Genomic DNA, 24,039 nt, shown 5'->3' with positions numbered 1-24,039 from the left:
GCTAGGCTAACGGCGATGCCGACCCTGCTGATCGCCGACGACCATCCGCTGTTCCGCGCCGCGCTGCGCCAGGCCGCCGCCGACGCGGTGCCCGACACCCTGGTGCGCGAAGCCGGCACGCTCGACGACGCGCTGGCCGCGCTCGAGGCCGAGCCCGGGATCGACCTGGTCCTGCTCGACCTGCACATGCCCGGCAATCACGGCCTGGCCGGACTGGCGGCGATCCGCGCCCAATACCCCGGCACCGCGGTGGCGGTGGTGTCGGCCAACGACGACCCGCGGGTGGTGCGGCGCGCGCTCGATCACGGCGCCGCCGGCTACCTGCCCAAGAGCGCCGGCCTGGACGAACTGCGCGATGCGATCCGCGCCGTGCTGGCCTGCGAGCAATGGCTGCCGGCGCCGCTGCGCGCGGCGGTCGCGCGCACCCACAGCGAACGCGGCGACGCCGACCTGGCCTCGCGCCTGGCCAGCCTGTCGCCGCAACAGTTCCGGGTCCTGACCCTGGTCGCGCAAGGCCTGCTCAACAAGCAGATCGCCGATCGCCTGGACGTGCAGGAACGCACGGTCAAGGCGCATCTGTCGGCGATCTTCGACCGCCTCGGCGTGCGCAACCGGACCCAGGCCGGAGTGGTGCTGCGCGAGCTGGAATTGTCCGATCCGGCGCGCCGGATCGAGGACTGAGCGCGCAGTCACACGCAGGTCTCTCGCTCGTTCGCGCCCGCTCACCCTGCCTCACCGGCGACCGCCGCGTTTGTCCACACAGCCTGTGGACAAACCTGCGGACAGAAAGGTGAAGAGCATGCCGAATCCTTTGTGGCATAAGCATTGCAATAGGGTTGGCGAGAAAATGACCAGCGAAAATCCTTGACATCGCTCACGCGATCTCACCTTCGCGTTTTCTTCACCCGCCGCCTTGCGCCGCGCATTCAGGCGCCGACCCCGCCGGCCGCCAACAGACGATCCAGAACCGACTTCAGCGCCAGCGGCTTGACCGGCTTGGCGAGCAGGGCGACGCCGGCCTCGTGCACCGCTTGCCGCACCGCAGCACCGGTGTCGGCGCTGAGCAACAGGCAAGGCCGCGCGCCGAACTCGGCGCTCAGACGCCGCGCCAGGGCCAGGCCGGTGTCGTCGTGGTCGAGGTGGAAGTCGAACAGCCACAACGCCGCCGGCCGCTCGCGCAAGGCCTGGCGCGCGCCCGCATCGCCGCTGGCGGTGCTCACCTCGCAGCCCCAGCGACGCAACACCTCGTCCAGCGCCGCCAGCGCCTGCGGATCGTTGTCCACCGCCAGCACGCGCAGGCCGGCGACGCTGCGCTGCGCGCCGGCCGGCAGCGCGGTCTGCGGCGCCGGCGCATGCGGCACGCGCACCGCGAACGCGGTGCCGCGCCCGGGCGTACTGCGCAGGCTCAACGGCGCGCGCAGCAATTCGGCGATGCGGTCGGCGATCGACAGGCCCAAGCCCAGGCCCTGCCCCGGCGCGTCCTCGCCGCGGCGGAACTCCTCGAAGATCGCCGCGCGCTGCGCCTCCGGGATGCCCGGCCCGCTATCCAGCACCTCCACCGCCAGCGCGCCGCCGCGCCGGCGCACGCCGAGCAGCACGCCGCCGCGCTCGGTGTAGCGCACCGCGTTGGCGAGAAAGTTCTGCAGCACCCGGCGCAACAGCTGCGGATCGCTGCGGGTCCAGGCGCGGCTGGCGACGTAGCGGAAACGCAGCCCGCGCGCGGCCGCGATCGCGCCGAATTCCGAGGCCAACGGCTCCAGCACTTCGGCGAGCGGGAACTCGCGCGGCTGCGGCACCAAGCCGCCGGCCTGCAGGCGCGACATGTCGAGCAGGCCGGTCAGCAGGTCGCCGGTGGAATCCAGCGCGCCGCCGATCTGGGCCACGGTCTCGCGCTGCGCCGGCGCGGTCAGCTGCTGGGCCAATGCGTCGGTGAACAACTGCGCGGCGTGCAGGGGCTGCATCAAGTCGTGGCCGACCGCAGCCAGGAAGCGGCTCTTGGCTTCGTTGGCGCGTTCGGCCTCGCGCTTGGCCACTTCCAGGTCGGCGGTACGCTCGGCCACGCGCTGCTCGAGGGTCTCGTTGGCCTGGATCAGCCCGGCTTCGGCGCGGCGGAAGGCGGTGACGTCGGTGAAGGTGGCGACGAAGCCGCCGCCGGGCATCGGATTGCCGCGGATTTCTACGATGCTGCCGTCGGCCAGCACGCGCTCGGACAGGTGCGGGGTGCCGGCGCGCATGAAGGCCAGGCGCCGCTGCAGCGCGCGCTCCAGGTCGCCCTGCATCGGCAGGCGCTGCATCGCCCAGCGCGCCAGGTCGGCGATCGGCCGGCCGACCTGCAGCAGTTCGGGCGGATAAGCGAAGAACTCGGCATAGCGACGGTTCCACGCCACCAGGCGCAGTTGCGCGTCGACCACGCTGATGCCCTGGCTCATGTTCTGCAGCGCGGCCTCGAGCACGCGCTGGTTGAAGCGCAGGTCGGCCGAGGCTTCGCCGACGATCGCCGCGACCGTGTCCAGGTCGCGCCCGGTCTCGCGTCGCGCCGCATCCAGCAATACCCGCGCCGAAGCCGAGCCCAGCACCGCCGCCAGCTCGCGCTCCAGCGCGGCCTCCACCTCGGCCGCGACCGGCGCGCCAGCCGGCACCGCATCGAGCAACTGGGCGACGCGCTCGCGCGGCAGGAAGCGCAGCCCGGCCGCGCGCAGGGTCTGCACGTCGAGGCCGCGGCGCGCGCTGTGCGGCGTCTCGCGCCGCCACACCGCGGCCAGCACGGTCGCCAGCGTACCCAGGAACAGGCTGGCGCCGACCGCGCGGCCGAGCCGGCTCCAGCCGGTCAGGCCGAACAAACGTTCCGGCGCCAGCCACGACCAGCCCAGCGGGCCCTCGTGCAACCAGGTCGGCGCGAAGCCGCGCGCGTCGTACAGCATCGGCAGCAGCAAGGCCCAGGCCCAGGCGGCGAAGCCGACCGCGATGCCGATCACCGCCGCGCGCGCCGGCGTCTGCGGCCGCCAGACCGCGAAGGCCAGCGCCGGCGCCAGGGTCGCCAGGGCCGAGAACGACACCGCGCCGACGTCGGCCAGGGCCTCGCTGCCGGCGATCAGGCGGCTATAGCCCCAGGCCAGCAGCATGATCGCGACGATGCCGCCGCGACGCAGCGCCAGCACCCGGCCGCGTAAGTCGCTGTCGCGCGCCCAGGCGCCGCGCAGCAGTCCGGGCGCGAACCAGTGGTTGCCGATCATCAGGCTCAGGGTCAGGGTGCTGACCACGACCATGCCGGTGGCGGCGCTGAGCCCGCCCAGGAAGGCGAACAACGCCAGCAACTCGTGTCCCTGCGACAAGGGCAAGGCCAGCACGTACAGGTCCGAGGGCACCTGGCTGCCGAGCATGGCCTGCCCCACCGTCGCCAGCGGCAACACCGGCAGCGCGATCAGCAGCAGGTACAGCGGAAACTGCCAGCGCGCGGTGCGCACGTCGCGTTCGTCGCGGCATTCGACCACGCCGACGTGGAACTGGTGCGGCAGGACGAACATCGCCAGGCCGCCGAGCAGCACCAGCGGCGCGAAGCCGCCGGTCTCGCCGGCCGGCGGCGCCGGCGCGGCGCCGGCGACGGCCGCGCCGGCGTCCAGCCCGAACCAGACCAGGGCGCCGATCGCCAGCATCGCGGCGAGCTTGAACACCGACTCGAAGGCCATCGCCAGGACCAGGCCGCGGTTGTGCTCTGCGGCGCTGGCGCGGCGGGTACCGAACAGCATCGCGAACAAGGCCATCGCCAGGGCCACGTACAAGGCGCTGTCGCGCCAGGCCGGCGAGGCCGCGCCGTCGGTGGCGCGGGTGGTCAGCATCGCGAAGCTCATCGCCACCGCCTTCAGCTGCAGGGCGATGTAGGGAATCAGGCCGAGCGCGGCGATCAGGGTCACGGTCGCGGCGAGCCAGGCGTCCTTGCCGAGCCGGGTGGCGATCAGGTCGGCCAGCGAGGTCGCGTTGGTTTCGCGCGCCAGCTTGACCAGCCGCACCATGAAGCCGACCGCGAAGGCGTAGAACAGGATCGAACCGAGGAAGGTCGGCGGCAACGGCCAGCCGTAGCGCGCGGCCTGGGTGACGGTGCCGTAGAAGGTCCACGAGGTGCAGTGCACCGCCAGCGACAGCGCGTAGATGTGGCGCCAGTGCCGGGCCAACGCGGCCGGCCTGCGCTCGGCGAACAGCGCGGTGCCGAACATCAGCGCCAGCCAGGCCAGGCTGGCCAGGGCGACGACGGTGAGGCTCAGCATGGGCAGCGGGTGCGCGGCATCGGCGCAGGATAGCGCCGCGGAGGCGGGGCCGTCTTCGGGGCGGGCAAGAGCAAGGGCAAATCCCCCCTGCCCCCCTTTTTCAAGGGGGGAACGGCAACGGCAACGACGCAAGCAACGGCAACGGCTGCTGCGGCGACTGCGGCTGCGGCTGCGGCTGCAACAGACTGTAGCTGTAGCTGTTGTAGTGGCTGTGGCCAACGCTCCCGGCAACCTCGCCCCGCGATAGCGGCAGGCCCTCCAGACGGGTTCCCCCCTTTGAAAAAGGGGGCCAGGGGGGATTTGCTTTTGCTTTGCTTTGCTTTGCTCCGTTCCGTCGCCCACACCCGCCCGCCGCAAAAAAACAAGCCCCCGCGCGAACGCGGGGGCTTGCTCTCCGGAACCCGCGCGGCGTCCTGCCGAGCGCGATCAGAAGTCGTATTTGACCGAGAAGGTGTATTGGCGCGGCGGCCCGTAGAAACCGGTGTACACGCCCAGCGCCGAATTCAGGCTGTACCCGGTGGTGCGGTACTCCTTGTCGGTGAGGTTGCTGCCCTGCAACGACAGCGTCCACGGCCCGCGGCTCTTCCAGGTCACGCCGGCGTTGACCAGGCCGTAGCCGTCCTGGGTGATCGGCAGCGCGCCGGTGCGGACGATCTCGGTGGTCGCCACCACCTCGCTCTGGTAGCTGTAGCCCACCCGCGCCGACAGATTGCTGCCGTCCGACAGGTCGGTGCGGTACTCGACGTTGACCGCGCCGGAGAAATCGGGCGCGTTGGTGAATTCCTGCTCGTCGGCGATGTTGATCCCGGCGTACATGAACTCGTCGTACTTCGCGTCCAGCCAGGCCAGGTTGCCCGACACCAGCCAGTGCTCGTTCGGCAGCCATTGGTACTCGACTTCGAAGCCCTGCACCGTGCCCTTGCCGGCGTTGGTGAAGTCGCCGAAGAAAGCGTCGTTGGTGCCGTCGCCGTTGCTGTCGTAGGCGGTGAACACCGACAGCTGTATGTCCTTGTACTTGTTGTGGAAGTACGCCAGGTTCAGGAACAGGCGCTGGTCGAAGAAGGCCATCTTGCTGCCGACCTCGTAGCTGTCCACGACCTCGTCGTCGAACGGCTCGGCCGAGCGCGGCACCGCCGCGGCCTGGGCGCGGATGTTGTAGCCGCCCGACTTGAAGCCGCGGGTGGCCAGGCCGTACAGCAGGATATCCGGGGTGATCTGGTAATCCAGCGAGACCTTGGGCGAGGTGTTCTTGAAATTGATCTTGCGGTCGAAGTTGGCCGCGACCACCCCGCTGGGGATGGTGAAGTTCGGATCGCGGTAGCCCTGGTTGAACACCTTGGCGCGCTTGTCCTCGTCGGTGTAGCGCACGCCGACATCGAGCTTGAGCCGGTCGGTCAGGTCGAAGGTCCAGTCGGCGTAAGCGGCGATGCTCTCGGTAAAGACCGTGCCCTGGGTGTCGCCGAAGCTTAGGTTGAAGAAGTTGTTCAGCACCTGGCCGCCGGCCTCGCCGTCGAATCCGTAGATGCCCATCACGCCGCGCGCGCGGCCGCCGCCGTCGTAGTTGGCCTGCAGTTCGTGGCTGACCTGCTGGTCGCGGTAGAACGCCTTCACGTCGGCGATCTTGTTCTGCAGGGTGTCGAAGTCGATGTTGGTCTCGGTATCGGATTCGCGCTTGGCGATCACGTACTTGAAGGCCCAATCCTCGTTGGCGCGCCAGTTGACCGTCGCCGACGCGCCCTTGATGGTGGTGTCGTTGACGTTGGGCATGCCGTTGCGCACGTCGTAGCGGTCGTCCAGCGGCAGGGTGCCGCGGGCGAAGCGGTTCGGCGCCAGCATCTTCGCGCCGCGCACGCCGGACTGGTCGTCCATCCAGTCGAACGCGAACTGGATGTCCAGCGCGTCGCTGACATAGGCGCCCAGGCTGCCGCGCAGGGCCAGCACTTCCTTGTCGCTGACGTCCTGGCCGGTGACCACGTTCTTGCCGAAGCCGTCGCGGTTGAGGCTGGCGACCGAGATCCGCCCGCGCAGCGCGTCGTCGCCGCCGATCGGGCCGCCGATCGCGGCCTTGACGTCGAGCTGGCCGTAGTTGCCGACCGTGACCGAGGCGAAGCCGTCGAGCGAGGTCGGCAGGCCGCGCGAGATGTACTTGATCGCGCCGCCGATGGTGTTCTTGCCGTACAGCGTGCCCTGCGGGCCGCGCAATACTTCGATCCGTTCGATGTCGAACACGTCCAGCAGCGCGCCCTGCGGGCGGGCGATGTAAACGTCGTCCATGTAGATGCCGACGCCGGGGTCGACGCCCCACAGCGGATCGGACTGGCCGACGCCGCGGATGTAGGCGGTGATGGTGCTGCTGGAGCCGCGCGCGGCGTAGATGGTCAGGTTCGGCACCTGCGCGTCGAGGTCGGACAGGTCCTCGACGTTGAGCCGGTCCAACGCCTCGGGAGTGAAGGCGGTGATCGCGACCGGCACCTCCTGCAGGGTTTCCTCGCGCTTGCGCGCGGTCACGGTCAGTCCGCCGAGAGTCTTGGCCTCGGCCTGCGCGGCCGGCGCCGCATCCTGCGCCCAGGCCGCGGGCGCCAGCAGCGCGCCGGCGATCGCCAGGCTCAGGTAGTTGCGCGCGGTCCTGCCCACGGTGGCGCCGCGCGGTTGCTTGCCTTGCTTCACGTCTGTCTCCTCCCCAGAAACCGGTCGGCGGTCGGACCGTCGCCACCGCCGCCGCCAATCCCGTCCCTCGGCGGGAATGGCGGCGGCAGCAGGACGCTGGCCCCCGCCATGCAGCGCAGACTAGGAGGCCGCCGCCGCCGCGGCTGCTGTACCTTCGGACAATGCCGGGCTCCGGCGGGCTTGCCGACACTGCCTCCACGACGGGCGCCGGGCCCGTCACGGGGAACGGAACCGATGGCGTTTTTGATCGTGCTGGCCGCGCTGTGCTTCCTGATGTACGTCGCCTACCGCGGCCACAGCGTGATCCTGTTCGCTCCGGTGGCCGCGCTCGGCGCGGTGCTGCTGACCGATCCCAGCCTGGTCGCGCCGATGTTCACCGGCCTGTTCATGGACAAGATGGTCGGCTTCCTCAAGTTGTACTTCCCGGTGTTCCTGCTCGGCGCGATCTTCGGCAAGCTGATCGAGCTGTCCGGTTTTTCCAAGGCGATAGTCGCAGCCACCATCCGCCTGCTCGGGCGCGAACGGGCGATGCTGTCGATCGTCGCGGTCTGCGCCCTGCTGACCTACGGCGGCGTGTCGCTGTTCGTGGTGGTGTTCGCGGTGTATCCGTTCGCCGCCGAGCTGTTCCGGCAGAGCGATATTCCCAAGCGGCTGATCCCCGGCACGATCGCGCTGGGTGCGTTCACCTTCACCATGGACGCCCTGCCCGGCACGCCGCAGATCCAGAACATCATCCCGACCGCGTTCTTCGGCACCGACACCTGGGCCGCGCCCTGGCTGGGCCTGCTCGGCGGCGTGTTCATCCTGATCGTCGGCTTGAGCTATCTGAACTGGCGGCGCCGGGTCGCCGCCGCGGCCGGCGAAGGCTACGGCGACAACCTGGTCAACGAACCGGCGCCGTTCGCCGGCGACGCCCTGCCCCATCCCGCGCTGGCTCTGCTGCCGCTGGTCCTGGTCGGCGTCGCCAACAAGTTGCTCAGCATGTGGCTGCCGCAGGTCTACGGCAGCGAGCACCGCTTCGACCCGGCGGTGATCGGCAATGCCGCGCCGGTGGTGCAGGAAGTATCCAAGGTGGCGGCGATCTGGGCGGTCGAGGGCGCGCTGTTGATCGGCATCGCCACGGTGCTGGTCTGCGCCTGGAAGGCGACCGCCGGCCGCTTCGCCGAAGGCAGCAAGGCGGCGATCGGCGGCGCCCTGCTGGCGGCGATGAACACCGCCAGCGAATACGGCTTCGGCGCGGTGATCGCGGCGCTGCCCGGCTTCCTGGTGGTCGCCAACGCGCTGGGCGCGATTCCCAACCCGCTGGTCAACGAGGCGATCACCGTCACCGCCCTGGCCGGCATCACCGGCTCGGCCTCCGGCGGCATGAGCATCGCCCTGGCGGCGATGGCCGACAGCTTCATCGCCAACGCCAACGCCGCCGGCATTCCGATGGAAGTGCTGCACCGGGTCGCGGCGATGGCGTCCGGCGGCATGGACACCCTGCCCCACAACGGCGCGGTGATCACCCTGCTCGCGGTCACCGGCCTGACCCATCGCCAGGCCTACAAGGACGTGTTCGCGATCACCCTGATCAAGACCGCAGCGGTGTTCGTGGTCATCGCCACCTTCTACGCCACCGGGCTGGTGTGAGCGTCCGCCACGCGCCATCGCCGGAAGCCGTCTGCGCCTGTAGGAACGGCATCCCGCGGGCGCTTCCTTCGGCGATGAACCGCGACCTGCGCAGCGTTGCGTGCCGGCGTCCCATCCGAACGCCGGCCGTTCGAGCGTCGGCAATCGCTCGGACGCGACCCCAGCGACGAAGGATCCAAGCGCAGGCAAGGATCGATTGCGCATCGCCGCCGTTTCGCGCGTAAAGATCCAAACGATTTACGCAGCGCTCGCGCCGGCCGTGCCGGGTTCGCCGCACAATGCCCGCCGCGCGGACGTTTGCCGTTTTTTGCCCCGTCCAAAGCCTCGCCCGCGCGCTGCCCGGCGCTGGGCGACGCGCGCGGATCGACCTATAGTCGGGCCTCCGCCTTCGCTCAGCGTGCCCGCATGCGCCTCGTTCTCGCCGCATTGTTGTGCCTGTCGTCCCTGCTCGCGCCGCCGTCGGCCCACGCCTCGGAAACCCTCGACCACCGCGCCATCGCCTTTTACTACAACTGGTACGGCAGCCCGGCCGTCGACGGCGAGCGCCTGCATTGGGCGCACGATGTGTTGCCGGAGAACGACCGCGACGCCGCCCGCAAGCGCATCCCCGGCGACGGCGACATCGCCGCGAACTTCTATCCCCAACTCGGCGAATACAGCAGCGCCGACCCGGCGATCATCGAGCGGCATATGCGCATGCTGGTGCAGGCGCGGATCGGCACCCTGGCGGTGACCTGGCTCGGCGTCGACGACCCCAGCTACAAAAGCTTGACGCCGCTGTTCGCCGCCGCCCAGCGCCACGGCGTGAAGATCTGCTTCCAGATCGAACCGGCGGCGCGCAAGACCGCCGACGATGCGCGCGCGGCGATCGTCGAGATCCTGGACCGCTACGGCAAGCATCCGGCGTTCTACCGCGACGCCAAGACCCAGCGGCCGCTGTTCTTCGTCTACGACTCCTACGTGATCGACCGCAAGGAGTGGGCCCGGGTCTTGAGTCCCGACGGCGCGCAGACCATCCGCGGCGGCGGCTACGACGCCGACGTGCTCGGCCTGTGGGTCGGCGCGGACGAGCACGCCTTCTTCGAGCAGTCGGGTTTCGACGGCTTCTATACCTACTTCGCCAGCCGCGGTTTCAGCTACGGCGCCACCCCGGAGCATTGGCCGGCCTTGCAACGCTGGGCCAAGCAGCACGGCAAGCTGTTCGTGCCCTCGGTCGGACCGGGCTATATCGACACCCGGGTGCGGCCGTGGAACGCCAAGAACGCCAAGGACCGCGAGCGCGGCGCCTACTACGACGCGATGTTCCGCGCCGCGATCGACAGCGGCGCGCCGTTGATCGGCATCACCTCGTTCAACGAATGGCACGAGGGCACCCAGATCGAACCGGCGGTGCCGTTCGAGCACGCGGCCTTCGATTATCTCGACTATGCGCCGCGCGCGCCGGACTACTACCTGGACCGCACCGCGTATTGGCTGGAACGCTTCCGCCGCTGACCCCGCCTGTAGGAGCGGCGTGAGCCGCGACAAACGAAGCGACGAACGCAAGCGCCGCGGTCGAAGACCGGAAGCGCGAAGTGGTTTCCGGCCCGACCTGAAACGACTCGGCTTCGGCTGCCGCTGTGGTATTCCGTCGCTTCGGTTGTCGCGGCTCATGACCGGAGGAAATCCCCGTGGGACGCCGCTCCTACAAGAGCTACGTCAGCGCTCGCGCACCGGGCGCTTGGCCAGGCGCCGCTGCAGGGTGCGGCGGTCGACGCCGAGCACCCGCGCCGCGGCGGAGACGTTGCCGCCGCATTCGGCCAGCACCCGTTGCACGTGCTCCCAGCCCTGCCGGCGCAGCGAAGCGGCTTCGGCCGGCGGCGCCGGCACCGCTTCGGCCGCGGGCTCGGCGAAAGACTGCGCCAGCGCCTCGATGTCGAACGGCTTGGGCAGGTAGTTCCAGGCGCCGCGGCGCATCGCATCGACCGCGGTGGCGATGCTGGCGTAGCCGGTGGCCAGCACGATCCGCGCCTGCGGGCAGCGCTGGCGCAGGTCGCGGATCAGCAGCAGGCCGTTGTCGGCGCCGAGCTTGAGATCGAGCACGATCCCGTCCGGGGCGAATTCGCCCAACGCCGCCAGCGCGCTGTCGGCGTCGTGGCGCGCCTGCACTTCGATCCCGCGCCGCGCCAGCAGCCGGGCCAGTACCTGGCAGAACGCCAGATCGTCGTCGATCAGCAGCATCCGCGCCGGCAAGCTCATGCCGCTCCCTCCGCCTGCGGCGCCAGCAGCGGCAGGTCGATTTCGGTCGCGCAGCCGCCGCCGTCGCGTTCGACCTGGCGCATCCGCCCGCGGCTGCGCTCGATCGCCGCCTTGGAAATCATCAGGCCGATGCCCAGGCCGCCGCCCTCGCCGTCGTGCAGGCGCGGACGTTCGGCGATGCGCTGCGGCCCGGCGCCGCGGTCGAGGATGCTCAGGATCAGCCAGCCGCTGCGCACCGTGGTCGCGACTTCCACCGGCAGTTCGCGGGCGAGCGCGGCATTGGCGTCGGCGGCGTTGTTGATCAGGTTGATGATCGCCTGCTGCAAGCCGGGGTCGACCCGCACCTCGCCGCCCGCGGCGCCGGCGCGGAACTGGGCGCTGGCGTTGGGACGCAGCAGGCGCCAGCGGTCGACGCAGGCATGGACGAAACCGTCGGCCGACTCCACCGTCGGCTCGCCGGCGGCGCCGCGACGGGCCATCTCGGCCAGTGCGCGCACGTGTTCGCGGCAATGGCTCAGCTGCGCGCGCATCAGCTCGATGTCCTCGCGCGCCGGCGGCGCGTCGTGCGCCAGCCAGTCGTCGACCAGCAGGCCCATGGTCGCCAGCGGCGTATTGAGTTCGTGCGCGGTGCCCGCGGCCAACGAGCCCAGCGCCGACAGCGACTCGTCGCGGATCGCGCGCTCGCGCGCTTCCGACAGCCGCCGCCGCTGTTCGCGCACCACGCTCATGAACCGGCTCAGCACCACCGCCATGATTCCGGCCGAGAGCAGGAAGTTGATCCACATCCCGGTCACGTGCAGCTGGAAATCGCCGCCGTGCATGTGCGGCAAGGGGATGTTGTGGCGCATCAGCCAGGTGTACAGGGCCGCGGTCAACGCGGTCAGGCCCAGCATCGGCGCGATGTCCAGGCCGATCGCCGCCACCGCCACCGGCAACAGGTACAGCGAGACGAAGGGATTGGCCGGGCCGCCTGAGAAGTACAGCAAGGCGGTCAGGGTCAACAGGTCGACCAGCAGCTGCAGGATCAGCGCGCGCGGGCCGGCGTCGCGATGGCGCAGCGACCACCAGTGGCTGAGCACGTTGAACGCCAGCAGCCCGGAGGAGATCGCCAGCAGCTCGCGGGCCGGGATCGGCAATTGAAGGCGCTGGACCACGAACACCACGGTCAGCATCTGCCCGGCTACGGCCATGTATCGCAGATAGATCAGCAGTTGCAGCACGGCTCGGCCCACGGAACGCGAGATCCGGATTATCGCATCCCGGCACGGCCGCGCCCGGGGCTGCGGCGATCGGCCCCGGTCGACGGCGCAGGCGCCCTGCGGGTTGCGTTGCGACCGGCGGCAATACCTTCGACGCGGCGGTCGCTACCCTCGCCCGGCCAGCGTCGTCCGGCGATCACAGGAGAGGAGCTGATGAAACCGCAAGGACCGGCGCTCATGGAATCCCTGTTCGGCTCCGCCCTGGCCGCCCTGCTCGGCGCCGCCGCTTCCGCCCCCGTGGCGGCGCAGACCACTCAGCCGGTGCTGTATCGCTTCTTCGGCCCCAACGGCCAGCCGCCGGTCGGCGACTTCGGCCGCTGCAGTAGCCACCACTCGGCCAGCAGCTACACCGCCGTGTTCGAACTGCGGCGCCTGCCCGCCGGCGACTACGGCTGCGCCTGGACCACCGAGAGCGGCCTGGCGCTGGCTGGCCCCGCCGCGCGTTGCAGCCAGACCTATCGCGGCGGCATGGAGGTCGCCGACATCGTCGACGTGACCTGCACCAACCGGGCTAGCGGCGAGTCGAAAACGCCGAACCGTCCGTTGCCGATCCCCGCCCCGTTCTGAGCGGCGCGGCGCCGGACCAGGCGCTCGGCGGCAACGAAACAGCGGGCCGCGCCCGCTTTTTCGTCCCGCTGTACGAGGCCCGGTCCGAGCCGGCGGCCGTGGACCTGCGTTCAGCGGAAGCGGTAGTTCACTTCCAGCCAGAACTGGCGGCCATAAGGGTCGTAGTTGCCGACCGGATAGAACGGCCAGCCGCCGCCGCTGCGGTCGGCCGGGGGACGCGAGTCGCGCAGGTTGTTGACGATCAGCGCCACCGAGCCGCGTTCGTTGAAGCGATAGGACACGCTGCCGTTGTAGCGCGCGTACGGGGCGATGCGGCCGCTGCCGTCGCCGTTGGGCAGGCTGCCGTAGCGCAGGCCGGTCAGGTTCGCGGTCCAGTCGCCGATGTTCCAGGTCACCCCGGCATTGACCTTGCTGCGCCAGTCGGTGGAATCCAGCGAGTCGCGCAGGTCGATCGCCGGATCGTCTTCGAACTGGCGGTAGTCGTGCTTGAGCACCAGGGTGTAGCCCAGGCGTGCGGCGAAGTCGCCGTAGCGGCCCGCGCTCCAGCGCAGGTTGCTCTTCAGATCGATGCCGTCGGTGCGCTCGGAGGCGGCGTTGATCGCGTTGATCAGCACCCGCCGCACCTGGTCCGGCTGCACCGGCGCGTCGGACGGGTTGCGGATCACCCGGCTCAGCGCGTTCTGGCACAGCGGCGAGCGGATGTCGCGCGGTTCGCCGCCGACAGTGCGGCCGAGGCGGCAGTCGGCCTCCTCGCGCAGGATCCGGCTGCTGCTGAGGTTGGTGACTTCGTCCTCCAGGCGGATGCTGTAGTAGTCCAGCGACACGTCGAAGCGCTCCGACGGCGACCACACCAGGCCCACGCCGTAGGACTTGCCGGCCTCCGGCTTCAGGTCCGGATTGCCGCGGCTGGTGTAGTCGATCGCCAGGCCGGAGTAGTCGCAGTCGTCGTAGGGCTGGCCGGCGGTGCGGCAACGCCAGTAGTCGGTCATGCCCGGGTTATAGCCGCGGGTTTCGGCGGCGAAGATGTAGTTCATGTCCGGCGCGCGGAAGCTGGTCGCGGCGGTCGCGCGCAGCAGCAGGCTGTCGAACGGACGGAACTCCAGTCCGGCGTTCCAGGTCGCCTTGCCCGACTTGCGCCCGGCGAAACGGAATTCGTCGTAGCGCGCCGCCGCCGAGGCGGTCAGGCGCGAGAACAGCGGCACGCTGATCTCGGCGCCGATCGCGTAACGGTCGCGTTCGCCTTCGGCGCGCACGCCGGCGCTGGTGTTCCAGAACGTGCCGTCGCCCAGGTGCGGGTCGGGCCGGTTGATATAGCCCTGGTTGCCGGCCTCGATCACGCCGGCGAAACCGACCGGGCCGGCCGGCAGCTCGAACAGATCGCCGTTGACGGTGAAGGCCAGGTTCTGGATCCAGGCGGCGTTGTCGCTTTCGTGGAAGCCGGTCAGGCGCTCGTAGTCGGCCGGAGTCAGCGGCGTGTACAGGCGCGAGGGGTCCGGGTTGTACACGCCGATGCCGTTGCGCGTGCCCAGGCGCGGACCGAGGTAGAACTCGTTGATCCCGGCCAGGAACTGGCGGCGCTTGGTCTTGTTCTCGTAGCGGCCGCGGTTGTAGGCCAGCTCGTAGTCCCAGGCCGATTCGGCGAAGCTGCCGCGCACGCCGGTGGTGAAGGCCCAGGAGCGTTCGAGGAAGCGGTTGTTATTGGCGTGCGCCGAGCCGATTTCCTCCGGCGCGATGCGCCGGTACCAGATCTCGTTGAGGCCGGTGGCCTGGTTGTAGAAATAGTTGTTGTCCGATGTCCAGCTCGGCGCGCGGGTGTTGTTCTGGATGCTCGACACGCCCAATTGCACGTCGGCGAACAGGTCGGTGCGGTCGTTGAGGTGCCAGGTCAGCGAGCCGTAGGCGTCGGCGTTCTTCTTCTCGGTCTGCACGGTCCAGAACGCCGGCGCGGCTTCGTTGCTGCCGCAGTACCAGCCCTGACGCGGGTTGTTGGCGCGGAAGGTCGAACCGCCGTACAGGCCGCCGAGGGTCGCGCAGTTCGCGCCCGGGTCGATGAAGCCGTTGCTGCGCGCATTGCGGCGGAACCCGACCTGGGTCGGCAACAGCGCAGTGCCGGCCGGATTGTCGAGCAGCGAGTCCATGAAGTCGCGCTGTCCGCCCCAGATCGCCTCGCGGTTCAGCAGTTCGATGCCGAACACCGAATCGAACCGCTCGCCGGACCAGCCGCTGACCAATTGCAGGCGCTGGTTCTGGCCGCCGCCGTGTTCGGTGCCGCCGACGCGCAGGTTGACCTCGGTGCCTTCGAACTTGTCCTTGAGGATGATGTTGACCACCCCGGCCACCGCGTCGGAGCCGTACACCGCCGAGGCGCCGCCGGCCAGCACTTCGATCCGCTTGATCAGCGCGCTGGGAATGTTGGCCAGGTTGACCACGTTGACCGAACCCTCGTAAGCCAGCGGGTAGTCGGCCAGGCGGCGGCCGTTGACCAGCACCAGGGTGTGGTTGGGGCCGAAGCCGCGCAGGTTGATGGTGTTGGCGGCCGGAGTGAAGGTATTGCCGAAGTCTTCGCCCTGCACCGAGCCGGTGTTCTGGGTCAGCGCGCTGACCGCGTCGAAGGCGCTGCGATAGCCCTGCGCGTCGATGTCTTCCTTGCTGATCACGGTGACCGGCGACGGCCCTTCCAGGCTGGCGCGCGGAATGCGCGAGCCGGTGACCACGACCTGCTCCAGATCGGTGGCGGCACCGGCGGGCGGGCCGGCGGACGCAGTCTCCGCGGCAAGCGCGGGAGCGGCGAGCGCCGGCAGCGCCAGCGCGAGCAAAACGGAAAGCGGACGGCGTCGCAGCCGCAGGGCAGCGTGCATGGAGGATCCTCGACAGTGGGGTTGGACCGGCCGCCGGGACTGCACCCCCGTGCCCGCGGTACGGCGTTCCGGCCATGGTTGTTGCTATGCAGCATGCGTAGAAATGAACCCCGCGCATCTGCATATGGCGAGCCGGCATTTGCCTGTCGCCAGCGAAGCTGCGCCGCACGGCGCAGCAAGGCTACGCAGCGGCGCACGCGCGATCCGCGCAACGCGTCGCGGCTTGCGAACGCGGACGGCGTTCGCGCAATCGCCAGAATCGGCAAGCCGTCGCGCTCGGCGCGCGCCGCGACGCACGCGATCGGCGTGACTTGGCGCACGCGGACAACGGTACCGGTGACGAACGCGTCAAAGCGCGTGCGCCGGAGCGCATCGAAACGGTGACGCAGCGCAGCTCACGGCGAATGGATCTGTGACGCAGCCAAGGCTTTGCCGCGAACGGGCGGCATTAAGCTCGCGCTCCCTGAACGAGGTCGCAGGACTGCCATGAACCGCACGCTTTCCGCTTCAGAACAGGCGGCGACGCGCAGCCGGCTGGTGCAACGCTACGGCGCGCTCGGCCGCAGCGCGCCGTCGAAAGCCGCGCGCGCCAAGCTCGCCGGCGAAGCGCAGCCGCCGGCCGACGCGTTCGCCGCGGCGCTGCCGCTGGACCTGCCGCGGCCGCCGTTCTGGATCCGCGTGCTCGGCAACCTCAGTTACGGCGCTACGCCGCAGTCGATCGCCGAATTCAACGCGCTCGGCACCACCGACACCCAGCGCCTGGCCAACTACGTCGACTGGCAGTTGGACTGGCGCGCGATCGACGACAGCGCGGTGGAAACCCGCCTGGCCAACGCCGGCTATACCACCCTGGGCAAGTCGCTGATCCAGCTGTGGACCGACCACGTCAAACCCAACCCGGCCTACGAAGTGCGCATGCGCCCGGCCTGGGAATGCCAGCGCGCGGCGCTGGTGCGCGCGGTGCACTCCAAGCGCCAGCTGCACGAGATCATGGTCGGCTTCTGGCACGACCACTTCAACGTCACCGTCGGCGACTACGACGCCGGCCCGGTGTACGTGCACTACCAGCGCGACGTGATCCGGCCGAACGCGCTGGGCAACTTCCGCACCATGCTGGAGGAAGTGGCCAAGAGCACCTCGATGCTCTACTACCTCGACAACGCCTCCAACACCCGCGCCGGCCCGAACGAGAACTTCGCCCGCGAACTGCTCGAACTGCACACGCTGGGCGCGGAGAACTACCTGGGCTTCATGGATCCGTTCCAGGTGCCGCCGGATGCGCAGGACCCGAGCTATCCGGCCGGCTATACCGATATCGACGTGTACGAGACCGCCTCGGCGTTCACCGGCTGGTCGATCAAGAACGGCCACTGGGAATTCCCCAACGACAACGACGGCAGCTTCGTCTACCGCCAGTCCTGGCACGACGCCGGCCCGAAGTTCCTGCTCGGCCGCATGCTCTACCCCGAGCAGCCGGCGATGAAGGACGGCCGCGACGTGCTCGACCGCCTCGCCAGCCATCCGGGCGTGGCCCGCTTCGTGTGCAAGAAGCTCATCCGCCGCTTCATCAGCGACACGCCGGATCCGGCCATGGTGCAAAGCGCCGCGGCGATCTTCCGCCAGAACTGGCGCAGCCCGGACCAGATCGCCCTGACCCTGCGCCATATCCTGGTGTCGACCGCGCTGGCGCAGACCTGGGGCGCCAAGGCGCGGCGTCCGTTCGAGGCCGTCGCCGCGGCGATGCGCACCCTCGGCAGCGACTGGACCATCGCCGTCGGCACCCAGAAGAGCGACGAATTCGCCTGGCGCATGGGCTTCACCGGCCATGCGCCCTACGACTGGCCGGCGCCGAACGGCTACCCGGACACGCATCAGGCCTGGTCGGGTTCCAGCAGCTATGCGATGACCTGGAAGCTGCTCAACTGGATGACCGAAACCAGCGACGGCGGCGTGCCGCTGGCGCCGATCCTGGCGACCACGCGCGCGCAGGTGCCGCAGTGGACTGCGACCAAGCTGGTCGACTTCTGGTGCCGGCGCATTCTCGGCTATCTGCCGACCGCGGCGCGGCGCCAGACCCTGATCGCCTTCATGGCCCAGAACGGCGACCCGGCCACCTACGTCGTCACCGACACCAACGCCTGGGCCGGTACCGACCTCAAGCGCCATTACAACCAGGAACGTCTGCGCAGCATGGTCTCGCTGATCCTGATGTCGCCCGAATTCCTCAGCCGCTAGCAGGACGCCCGCCATGACCCTGACCCGACGCGAATTCCTCAAGGGCACCTGCGCCACCGCCGCGGCCGGCGCCGTCGCCGGCCCGTCGCTGCTGTTCGCCCCTTCCGCCCACGCCGCCGCCAACGGCCACGACACGGTGATCCACCTGTTCCTGCGCGGCGGCCTGGACGGGCTCAACCTGGTGGTGCCGATCGACGGCGCCGACCGCACGTTCTACGAGCAAGCACGACCGAACCTGGCGATCGCCGCGACCGGCACCTACGCCGCGCTGCCGCTGACCCTGGCCAGCGGCGCCGGCACCGGCTTCGGCCTGCATCCCTCGGCGAGCGGCCTGCGCGACCTGTGGAACGCCGGCCACCTCGCCATCGTCCACGCCTGCGGCCTGGCCAGCAGCGTGACCCGCAGCCACTTCGACGCCCAGCTCTACATCGACCTGGGCACGCCGGGCCAGCAAGGCATCGGCAGCGGTTGGATGGCGCGGGCGATGAACGTGCAGCCCAATCTCAACGGCGCCGAGCAACTGCCGGCGTTGGGCGTGGCCTCGCGCCAGCCCACCGGGCTGTTGGGTTCGGTGCAGGCGCTGACCATGTCCAGCCCGGGCGATTTCGCCCTCAACGCCGGCGCCTGGTCGTGGCAGCGCACCCGCACCGATTCGCCGGCCGGGCTGCGCGGCGTCAACGAAACCCTGGGCAGCCTGTGGGCCGGCAGCACCGCGCTGGAGCTCGGCGGCCAGCGCGCCGACCGTTCGCTGCAGGTGATCGCGCGCCAGTCCTACAGCGCGGCCCCGACCGGCTGGCCGAACAGCGACTTCGCCCGCCAATTGTGGACCATCGCCCAATCGATCCAGTTCAACCTCGGCCTGCACTACGCCACCCTCGACCTGGGCGGTTGGGACACCCACAACGGCCAGGGCACCGCCGGCAGCGGCTATCACTACTACCAGAACAAGATCGCCGAACTGTCGCAGGCGCTGGCCGCGTTCTACGCCGCGCTCGACGGCAGCGGCCACGCCTCGCGGGTGACCGTGATCGTGCAGTCCGAGTTCGGCCGCCGGGTGCGCGCCAACGCCAGCGGCGGCACCGATCACGGCTACGGCAATCCGGTGTTGGTGCTCGGCGGGCCGGTCAACGGCCGGCGCTTCTACGGCAGTTGGTCGGGCCTGGACCCGGAAATCCTCTCGCCGCATTTCGGCGACGTGCCGGTCACCACCGACCACCGCCAGGTGCTGTCGGAGATCCTGGTCAAGCGGATGGGCAACAGCAACCTGGCGACGATCTTCCCCGGCTACGCCAATTACGCGCCGCTGGGCCTGATGCGCGATTTCGGCACCCTGGCCAAGCCCGCGCCGCGCCTGCGCGCGCGCCCGATCAAGCCCGCGGCGGCCGACGAACCCGACTTGCTCGAACGGCTGATGCGTTACGTCCAGGAGTGGGTGGACTGAGCCGGCGCTGGGCCGGGACTGGGGGACTGGGGGACTGGGGGACTGGGGACTCGGGACTCGGGACTCGGTTCAAGAGCGCATCTGCCTCTCCCGTTTCCCAGTCCCGTTTCCCGACTCAATCGAATCCCGAGTCCCGAGTCCCGAGTCCCGACCGAACTTGTCCGCAAACACCTGCGCCACCCAGTCCACGAACACCCGCACCCGCGGCGACAGTTGTCGGTGCTGCGGATACAGCACCGACACCGGCACGCCGGGGCTGGCGTAATCGGCCAACACTTCGATCAGGCGGCCGTCGGCCAACTGCGCTTCGACGCCGTGGCGCGGCAACTGGATCAGCCCGCAGCCGCGCACCGCCGCGGCGACATAGCAGGCCGCGTCGCTGACGCTGATCCAACCGTCCAGGGCGAACTCGCGCAACTGGCCGTCGACGGTCAGCTCGAACGGGTAGCGCAGGTCGCGGTCGCTGGCGAAGAAACCCACCGCCTGATGTGCCGACAGTTCGTCGGGATGGCGCGGCGTGCCGAAGCGCCGCAGGTACTCCGGGCTCGCGCAGACCACTTCCGGCATCACCGCCAGCCGCTTCGCCACCAGGCTGGAATCGCGCGGCTGCCCCGAGCGCACCACGCAGTCGATGCCCTCACGCACCAGGTCGACCAGCCGGTCGCCGCTGCTGATCGCCAGGTCGACCTGCGGGTATAGCGCGCGGAACTCGTCGATGCGCGGCAGGATGATCCCGGTCGCATGGCTGCCGTGCAGATCCAGCCGCAGCACCCCGCGCGGATTGCGCGCCACCGCGGTCAGGGCCGACTCGGCATCGTCGAGTTCGGCCAGCACGTGCACGCAGCGCTCGTAGTACGCCTGCCCGTCCAGGGTCGGACGCACCTGGCGGGTGGTGCGCTCGAGCAAGCGCACGCCCAGGCGCGCCTCGAGCTGCTTTATCGCGTGGGTGGCGGTGGCCTTGGGCAGGTCGAGCACGGCCGCGGCGCGGGTGAAGCTGCCCAGCTCGACGATGCGGACGAACAGGCGCAGGGCATCGAAACGGTCCACGGGCAGGCTCCGGGCATTGTTGGCGATTATTGAATTGTATTGCCCGATCCGACGCATTTATCCAGACAGAGGCAATACGCAGACTGCTCCCAGCGCGAAGCCGGGCCTCCGCCCGGCCGCCTACCGGAGTTCCCCATGACCGACTCGCCCTCCCCGACCCGCGTCGCCCTCGTCACCGGCGCCTCGCGCGGCCTCGGCCGCGCCATCGCCCTGCGCCTGGCCGGCGACGGCCACGCCGTGGCGGTCAACTACGCCGGCAACGCCGCCGCAGCCGACGCCGTGGTCGCCCAGATCCAGGCCGGCGGCGGCCAGGCCGTCGCGATCCAGGGCGACGTCGCCGACGCCGACGACGTGCAGCGCGTATTCGATCTGGCCGAACGCCGCTATGGGCGCCTCGACACGGTGGTCAACAGCGCCGGGGTGATGCCCTACCAGCCGATCGCCGGCGGCGACCTGGCCGAGTTCGACCGGGTGGTCGCGATCAATTTGCGCGGCGCGTACCTGGTCCTGGGCCAGGCCGCGCAGCGGTTGGGCGAAGGCGGCCGCATCGTCGCCCTGTCGACCAGCGTGATCGGCAAGGCCTTTCCGACCTACGGCCCCTACATCGCCTCCAAGGCCGGGGTCGAAGGCCTTGTGCACGTGCTCGCCAACGAACTGCGCGGACGCGGCATCACCGTCAATGCGGTCGCACCGGGCCCGGTCGCGACCGAGTTGTTCCTCAACGGCAAGAGCGAAGCGCAGGTGGCCCACTTCCGCGGCTTGGCGCCGCTGGAGCGTCTGGGCACGCCGGAAGAGATCGCCGCCGCGGTGTCCTTCCTCGCCGGCCCCGACGGCAGCTGGGTCAACTCGCAGGTGCTGCGGGTCAACGGCGGCTACGTGTTCTGAGCCGCCTGCGCCAACGCCTCCTCGCCGCTCGGGCCTGCTCTGCGTCCACTTTGTTCCCCGCCTGGCTCCTTTCTTTTGAAAGGCCTGCTTGCTCCAGCCCTGCTCCCTCTTCTAAGAGCCTGCTTGCGCCTTGCTCCCCCCTTTGAAAAAGGCGGGCCAGGGGGGATTTGCTTTGGCTTGGCTTTGGCTTGGCTTTGGCTTGGCTTTGGCTCCGTTCCATGCATGCACACAGCGCCTCGCTCCCGGTCGCGGCTCACGCCGCTCCTACAAGAAGCCACACCGCGTTCCGACAGCTCCGCGACGCTCGCGAAGGTTGCCTGGATCGCCGCCGCCAGGCGAATCAGGGCAGATACGGCCCTTTCGCCTCGCCCCAACCCCAGCGCGGCATCGGCGCGTCCGCATCCGCGCTCGCGCCGGGCTGCGAATTGATCACCGCCAGGCGCGAGCCCCACTCCAGATAACCGACCAGGGCCGAGCGGAACTCCGGGTCGTCGGGCAGGCCGAGCTGATCGGCGGTGTCGAGCAGCAACTCCATCCAGCGCCGGCGCTGCGGCTGGGTGAGATGGCGGTTGAGGTGCCGACGGATCATCTGCGGATGGCCGCCGTGGCGCTGCGAGTAGTCGTCCGGGCCGCCCAACACCTCGGCCAGGAACGCGGCCACGTGCGCCGGATGATCGCCGCCCATGTGCGCGAACACCGGCGCCAGCAGCGCGTCCTCGCGCACCCGCTGGTAGAAGCGTTCGGTCAGCCGCTGCAACGCGGCGCTGCCGCCGCACCATTGGTACAGACTGGGTATTGCGGTGTCGCTCATGCGGGCTCCCGGCGGGCGATCGCGCCCCGAACAGTCCAGCGGTCCGTCACGGCGATCGGATCGCGCACGTTGCGCCGCCGACGCCCCTGCGAATGCGACCGCGCGCACGTTCGCACAGACCCTTACCGGATCGCGACGCCGCCGCCGGCCCGCGGGTGCACTCCGGCACATGCCGCCCGCGCCGGCACGGACCAGCATTCGCGCATGAGCGACCGTCCTGCCTGCTACCCCGATCCTTCGACCGAGCGGTCGGCGGCCGGTTCGGCGCTGCCGCAACTCGACGTGCTGATCTCGCCGGTACCGGTCGGCCGCTTCGACTCGCCGCTGGACGGCCGCCACGTGCTCTGCCTGCACCTGGGCGCACCGGTGCCGGTGTCCTACCGCGCCGGCCGCCACGAGCGCCAGGGCGTACGCCTGCACGGCCAGTTCTGCGTCGTGCCCGGCGGCAGCAGCACGCGCTGGACCCTGAGCCTGCCGGCACGCTCGCTATTGCTGCGGCTGGCGCCGTCGCTGTGGCGCGATACCGCGCACAGCCTGGGCGCCGGATCGGGCGACCAACTCGCGCCGGCGATCCATATCCGCGATCCCCAGGTCGAACGCATCGGCTGGATGATGCAGGCCGAACAACGCGACGGCTTCCCCGGCGGACGCCTGTTCGCCGACGGCCTGGCTGCGGCACTGGCGGCGCGCCTGCTGGCGCTGCAGTCGCGCAAGCCCTTGGCGGCGGTTGCGGCCGGCGCGCTGCCGACGTGGCGCCTGCGCCAAGTGCTCGAATACATCGAAGCGCACCTGGAGCGCGACCTGCGCCTGGCCGAACTGGCGGCGGTCGCCGGCTTCAGCGTCTCCCACTTCAAGCCCTTGTTCAAACAGGCCACCGGCCTGCCCGCGCATCGCTTCGTGCTGGAACGGAGGGTCGAGCGCGCGCGCACGCTGCTGCAGGAAGGCCGCGGCAGCATCAGCGAAATCGCCCAGGCCTGCGGCTTTTCCCACGCCAGCCACATGGCCCGCAGCCTGCGCCGATCGCTGGGAGCGACGCCGTCGCAGATCGCCGCGGCGGCGCATTGAGCGCAGCGTCTGGAACCGGCCGGCGCCGCGCGCACCGATCGGATCCAGCGCGACCGCATCGAGCCCGGGCAGATCTAACGCGGTCCGACCAAACTCGATCGACACGGCACGCTCGAAGCGGCACGATCGAGGCGACGCGCTCGTATCGGCGCGATCAGCGCGGAGTCCGGCGCGCCTCGCCCAGGGTCGCGGCCGGCGCGCCATCGCGCGGCGTCCAGCCCTGCAGGGAGAAATCGTCCGGCAACGGCGCCGACCGCGGCTGCAGGCGCAGCCGGGCGGAGATCCGCATTCCTACCGGCGCCAGTTCGGCCAGGCGCGCAGCGCGATCCTCGCTGGTGCTGAAGGTCGCGAACTGTCCGCTCGGATCCGGCGCTGCGTCGGATTCGGGACGGGTTACGGTCGCGGTCTTGACGATCTCGACGGTGTAGCTCGCATCCGGCTCGGCCCGGAGCCGCACCCGGAACTGCTCCTCGCCGTAGGCCCACTCGTTGCTGGCGGCGCGCTCCACCGCCTGCCCGGGCGCCGGCCAGCGCGCGTCCGGCTCCAGCGCCATGCCCAGCCACAGCATCGGCGTCATGGCGACCATCGTCACCCAGGCCGCCGGATGCTCCGGCATCGGCCCCGACGCCTCGCCTTTGACGAAGCCGCGGCCGTTGCCGAGCAGCAGGACCTCGAACCGCTGTTCGCCGCTCTGGATCGACACCCGGGCATCGTCGCCGGCGTAGAGTTCGACACGGCCCAGATAATCCTTGTCGCCGCTGCCGCTGGTGCTGGTTTCGATCCAGCTCAGGCAATCGGCGGCCTGATCGATGCGGGTGCAGTCGCGAGCCGCTGCGGCGGCGTCCGCCGCGGCCGCGCGCGCCTGCGCCACCGGCCAGCCGCAGCACGCCGCCGCCAGCCAGCCCGCCAATACCGAAGCCCTCACCCAGCGTGTCCTCACGACGCCATGCTCCCTGTCCGCGCAAGCCGGCCAGTATAGGCCGCGGCGCGCGCCGCAAGTTTCCAAATCGAGGCTTCACATCCGGGCGAGGCCTGCGTTTGCAGCCATGAGCGCAGCGTTGCGACCGCGCAA

The 24,039-nt window shown here is 70.1% G+C and carries 16 protein-coding genes; 8 read left to right on the top strand and 8 right to left on the bottom strand.

Annotated features, from left to right (window positions below; translation table 11 throughout):
• Positions 1-15: 15 nt before the first annotated feature.
• Complete coding sequence (locus tag AC3A57_RS09070) at positions 16-681, top strand: response regulator transcription factor (protein WP_221672927.1); 666 nt, start codon at positions 16-18, stop codon at positions 679-681.
• Between the two features lie 245 nt (positions 682-926).
• Here AC3A57_RS09070 and AC3A57_RS09065 read toward each other — a convergent pair whose 3' ends face one another.
• Positions 927-4,262: a hybrid sensor histidine kinase/response regulator gene (locus AC3A57_RS09065; RefSeq protein WP_487578609.1), complete on the bottom strand. Its 3,336-nt coding sequence runs from the start codon at positions 4,260-4,262 to the stop codon at positions 927-929.
• Positions 4,263-4,688: 426 nt separating this feature from the next.
• Positions 4,689-6,860: a TonB-dependent receptor gene (locus tag AC3A57_RS09060; protein WP_487578836.1), complete on the bottom strand. Its 2,172-nt coding sequence runs from the start codon at positions 6,858-6,860 to the stop codon at positions 4,689-4,691.
• A gap of 303 nt (positions 6,861-7,163) precedes the next feature.
• Between AC3A57_RS09060 and AC3A57_RS09055 the strand changes: the two genes are divergently transcribed.
• Positions 7,164-8,561, top strand: a complete 1,398-nt coding sequence (locus AC3A57_RS09055) for a GntP family permease (protein ID WP_487578608.1) — start codon at positions 7,164-7,166, stop codon at positions 8,559-8,561.
• A gap of 405 nt (positions 8,562-8,966) precedes the next feature.
• Positions 8,967-10,055, top strand: a complete 1,089-nt coding sequence (locus AC3A57_RS09050) for a glycoside hydrolase family 99 protein (RefSeq protein ID WP_487578607.1) — start codon at positions 8,967-8,969, stop codon at positions 10,053-10,055.
• A 204-nt stretch (positions 10,056-10,259) separates the two neighbouring features.
• On the opposite strand, the gene AC3A57_RS09045 is transcribed toward AC3A57_RS09050, so the two are convergent.
• A complete protein-coding gene (locus tag AC3A57_RS09045) occupies positions 10,260-10,799 on the bottom strand; it encodes a response regulator transcription factor (protein ID WP_487578606.1) in 540 nt (179 codons plus the stop codon).
• Positions 10,796-12,031, bottom strand: coding sequence for an ATP-binding protein (locus AC3A57_RS09040; protein ID WP_487578605.1), 1,236 nt, complete (start codon positions 12,029-12,031; stop codon positions 10,796-10,798). Before AC3A57_RS09040 ends, AC3A57_RS09045 begins: the two co-directional genes overlap by 4 nt.
• A gap of 204 nt (positions 12,032-12,235) precedes the next feature.
• On the opposite strand from AC3A57_RS09040, the gene AC3A57_RS09035 reads away from it, so the two are divergent.
• Positions 12,236-12,625, top strand: coding sequence for a hypothetical protein (locus AC3A57_RS09035; protein ID WP_487578604.1), 390 nt, complete (start codon positions 12,236-12,238; stop codon positions 12,623-12,625).
• A 110-nt stretch (positions 12,626-12,735) separates the two neighbouring features.
• Here the strand turns inward: AC3A57_RS09035 and AC3A57_RS09030 are convergent, their stop codons facing one another.
• Positions 12,736-15,483 (bottom strand): TonB-dependent receptor domain-containing protein, encoded by a 2,748-nt coding sequence (locus tag AC3A57_RS09030; RefSeq protein ID WP_487578603.1) that lies wholly within the window; start codon positions 15,481-15,483, stop codon positions 12,736-12,738.
• Between the two features lie 486 nt (positions 15,484-15,969).
• Between AC3A57_RS09030 and AC3A57_RS09025 the strand changes: the two genes are divergently transcribed.
• Both AC3A57_RS09025 and AC3A57_RS09020 read left to right on the top strand, forming a co-directional pair.
• A complete protein-coding gene (locus AC3A57_RS09025) occupies positions 15,970-17,718 on the top strand; it encodes a DUF1800 domain-containing protein (protein ID WP_487578602.1) in 1,749 nt (582 codons plus the stop codon).
• A gap of 13 nt (positions 17,719-17,731) precedes the next feature.
• Entirely contained in the window at positions 17,732-19,159 is a 1,428-nt protein-coding gene (locus tag AC3A57_RS09020; protein WP_487578601.1) for a DUF1501 domain-containing protein, read from the top strand.
• 69 nt (positions 19,160-19,228) lie between these two features.
• On the opposite strand, the gene AC3A57_RS09015 is transcribed toward AC3A57_RS09020, so the two are convergent.
• Positions 19,229-20,206 carry a LysR family transcriptional regulator gene (locus AC3A57_RS09015; protein ID WP_487578600.1) on the bottom strand — a complete coding sequence of 326 codons (978 nt, stop codon included), beginning with the start codon at positions 20,204-20,206 and terminating at the stop codon, positions 19,229-19,231.
• 135 nt (positions 20,207-20,341) lie between these two features.
• On the opposite strand from AC3A57_RS09015, the gene AC3A57_RS09010 reads away from it, so the two are divergent.
• Complete coding sequence (locus tag AC3A57_RS09010) at positions 20,342-21,091, top strand: SDR family oxidoreductase (protein WP_487578599.1); 750 nt, start codon at positions 20,342-20,344, stop codon at positions 21,089-21,091.
• A 340-nt stretch (positions 21,092-21,431) separates the two neighbouring features.
• Here the strand turns inward: AC3A57_RS09010 and AC3A57_RS09005 are convergent, their stop codons facing one another.
• Positions 21,432-21,902, bottom strand: a complete 471-nt coding sequence (locus AC3A57_RS09005; RefSeq protein ID WP_487578598.1) for a group II truncated hemoglobin — start codon at positions 21,900-21,902, stop codon at positions 21,432-21,434.
• A gap of 204 nt (positions 21,903-22,106) precedes the next feature.
• On the opposite strand from AC3A57_RS09005, the gene AC3A57_RS09000 reads away from it, so the two are divergent.
• Positions 22,107-22,967: a helix-turn-helix domain-containing protein gene (locus AC3A57_RS09000; protein WP_487578597.1), complete on the top strand. Its 861-nt coding sequence runs from the start codon at positions 22,107-22,109 to the stop codon at positions 22,965-22,967.
• A gap of 154 nt (positions 22,968-23,121) precedes the next feature.
• On the opposite strand, the gene AC3A57_RS08995 is transcribed toward AC3A57_RS09000, so the two are convergent.
• Complete coding sequence (locus AC3A57_RS08995; RefSeq protein ID WP_487578596.1) at positions 23,122-23,892, bottom strand: hypothetical protein; 771 nt, start codon at positions 23,890-23,892, stop codon at positions 23,122-23,124.
• Between the last annotated feature and the right edge of the window lie 147 nt (positions 23,893-24,039).

It is taken from the genome of Lysobacter sp. Soil_C_15 (assembly GCF_057657315.1).
Note: the sequence above shows the minus strand (reverse complement) of the source record. Positions and strands in the feature narration are given on the sequence as shown.

Coding starts and splice junctions, on each gene's coding strand:
- AC3A57_RS09070 (WP_221672927.1), top strand. CDS start 16: ATGCCGACCCTGCTGATCGCCGACGACCATCCGCTGTTCCGCGCCGCG.
- AC3A57_RS09065 (WP_487578609.1), bottom strand. CDS start 4,262: ATGCTGAGCCTCACCGTCGTCGCCCTGGCCAGCCTGGCCTGGCTGGCG.
- AC3A57_RS09055 (WP_487578608.1), top strand. CDS start 7,164: ATGGCGTTTTTGATCGTGCTGGCCGCGCTGTGCTTCCTGATGTACGTC.
- AC3A57_RS09050 (WP_487578607.1), top strand. CDS start 8,967: ATGCGCCTCGTTCTCGCCGCATTGTTGTGCCTGTCGTCCCTGCTCGCG.
- AC3A57_RS09045 (WP_487578606.1), bottom strand. CDS start 10,799: ATGAGCTTGCCGGCGCGGATGCTGCTGATCGACGACGATCTGGCGTTC.
- AC3A57_RS09035 (WP_487578604.1), top strand. CDS start 12,236: ATGGAATCCCTGTTCGGCTCCGCCCTGGCCGCCCTGCTCGGCGCCGCC.
- AC3A57_RS09030 (WP_487578603.1), bottom strand. CDS start 15,483: ATGCACGCTGCCCTGCGGCTGCGACGCCGTCCGCTTTCCGTTTTGCTC.
- AC3A57_RS09025 (WP_487578602.1), top strand. CDS start 15,970: ATGAACCGCACGCTTTCCGCTTCAGAACAGGCGGCGACGCGCAGCCGG.
- AC3A57_RS09020 (WP_487578601.1), top strand. CDS start 17,732: ATGACCCTGACCCGACGCGAATTCCTCAAGGGCACCTGCGCCACCGCC.
- AC3A57_RS09010 (WP_487578599.1), top strand. CDS start 20,342: ATGACCGACTCGCCCTCCCCGACCCGCGTCGCCCTCGTCACCGGCGCC.
- AC3A57_RS09005 (WP_487578598.1), bottom strand. CDS start 21,902: ATGAGCGACACCGCAATACCCAGTCTGTACCAATGGTGCGGCGGCAGC.
- AC3A57_RS09000 (WP_487578597.1), top strand. CDS start 22,107: ATGAGCGACCGTCCTGCCTGCTACCCCGATCCTTCGACCGAGCGGTCG.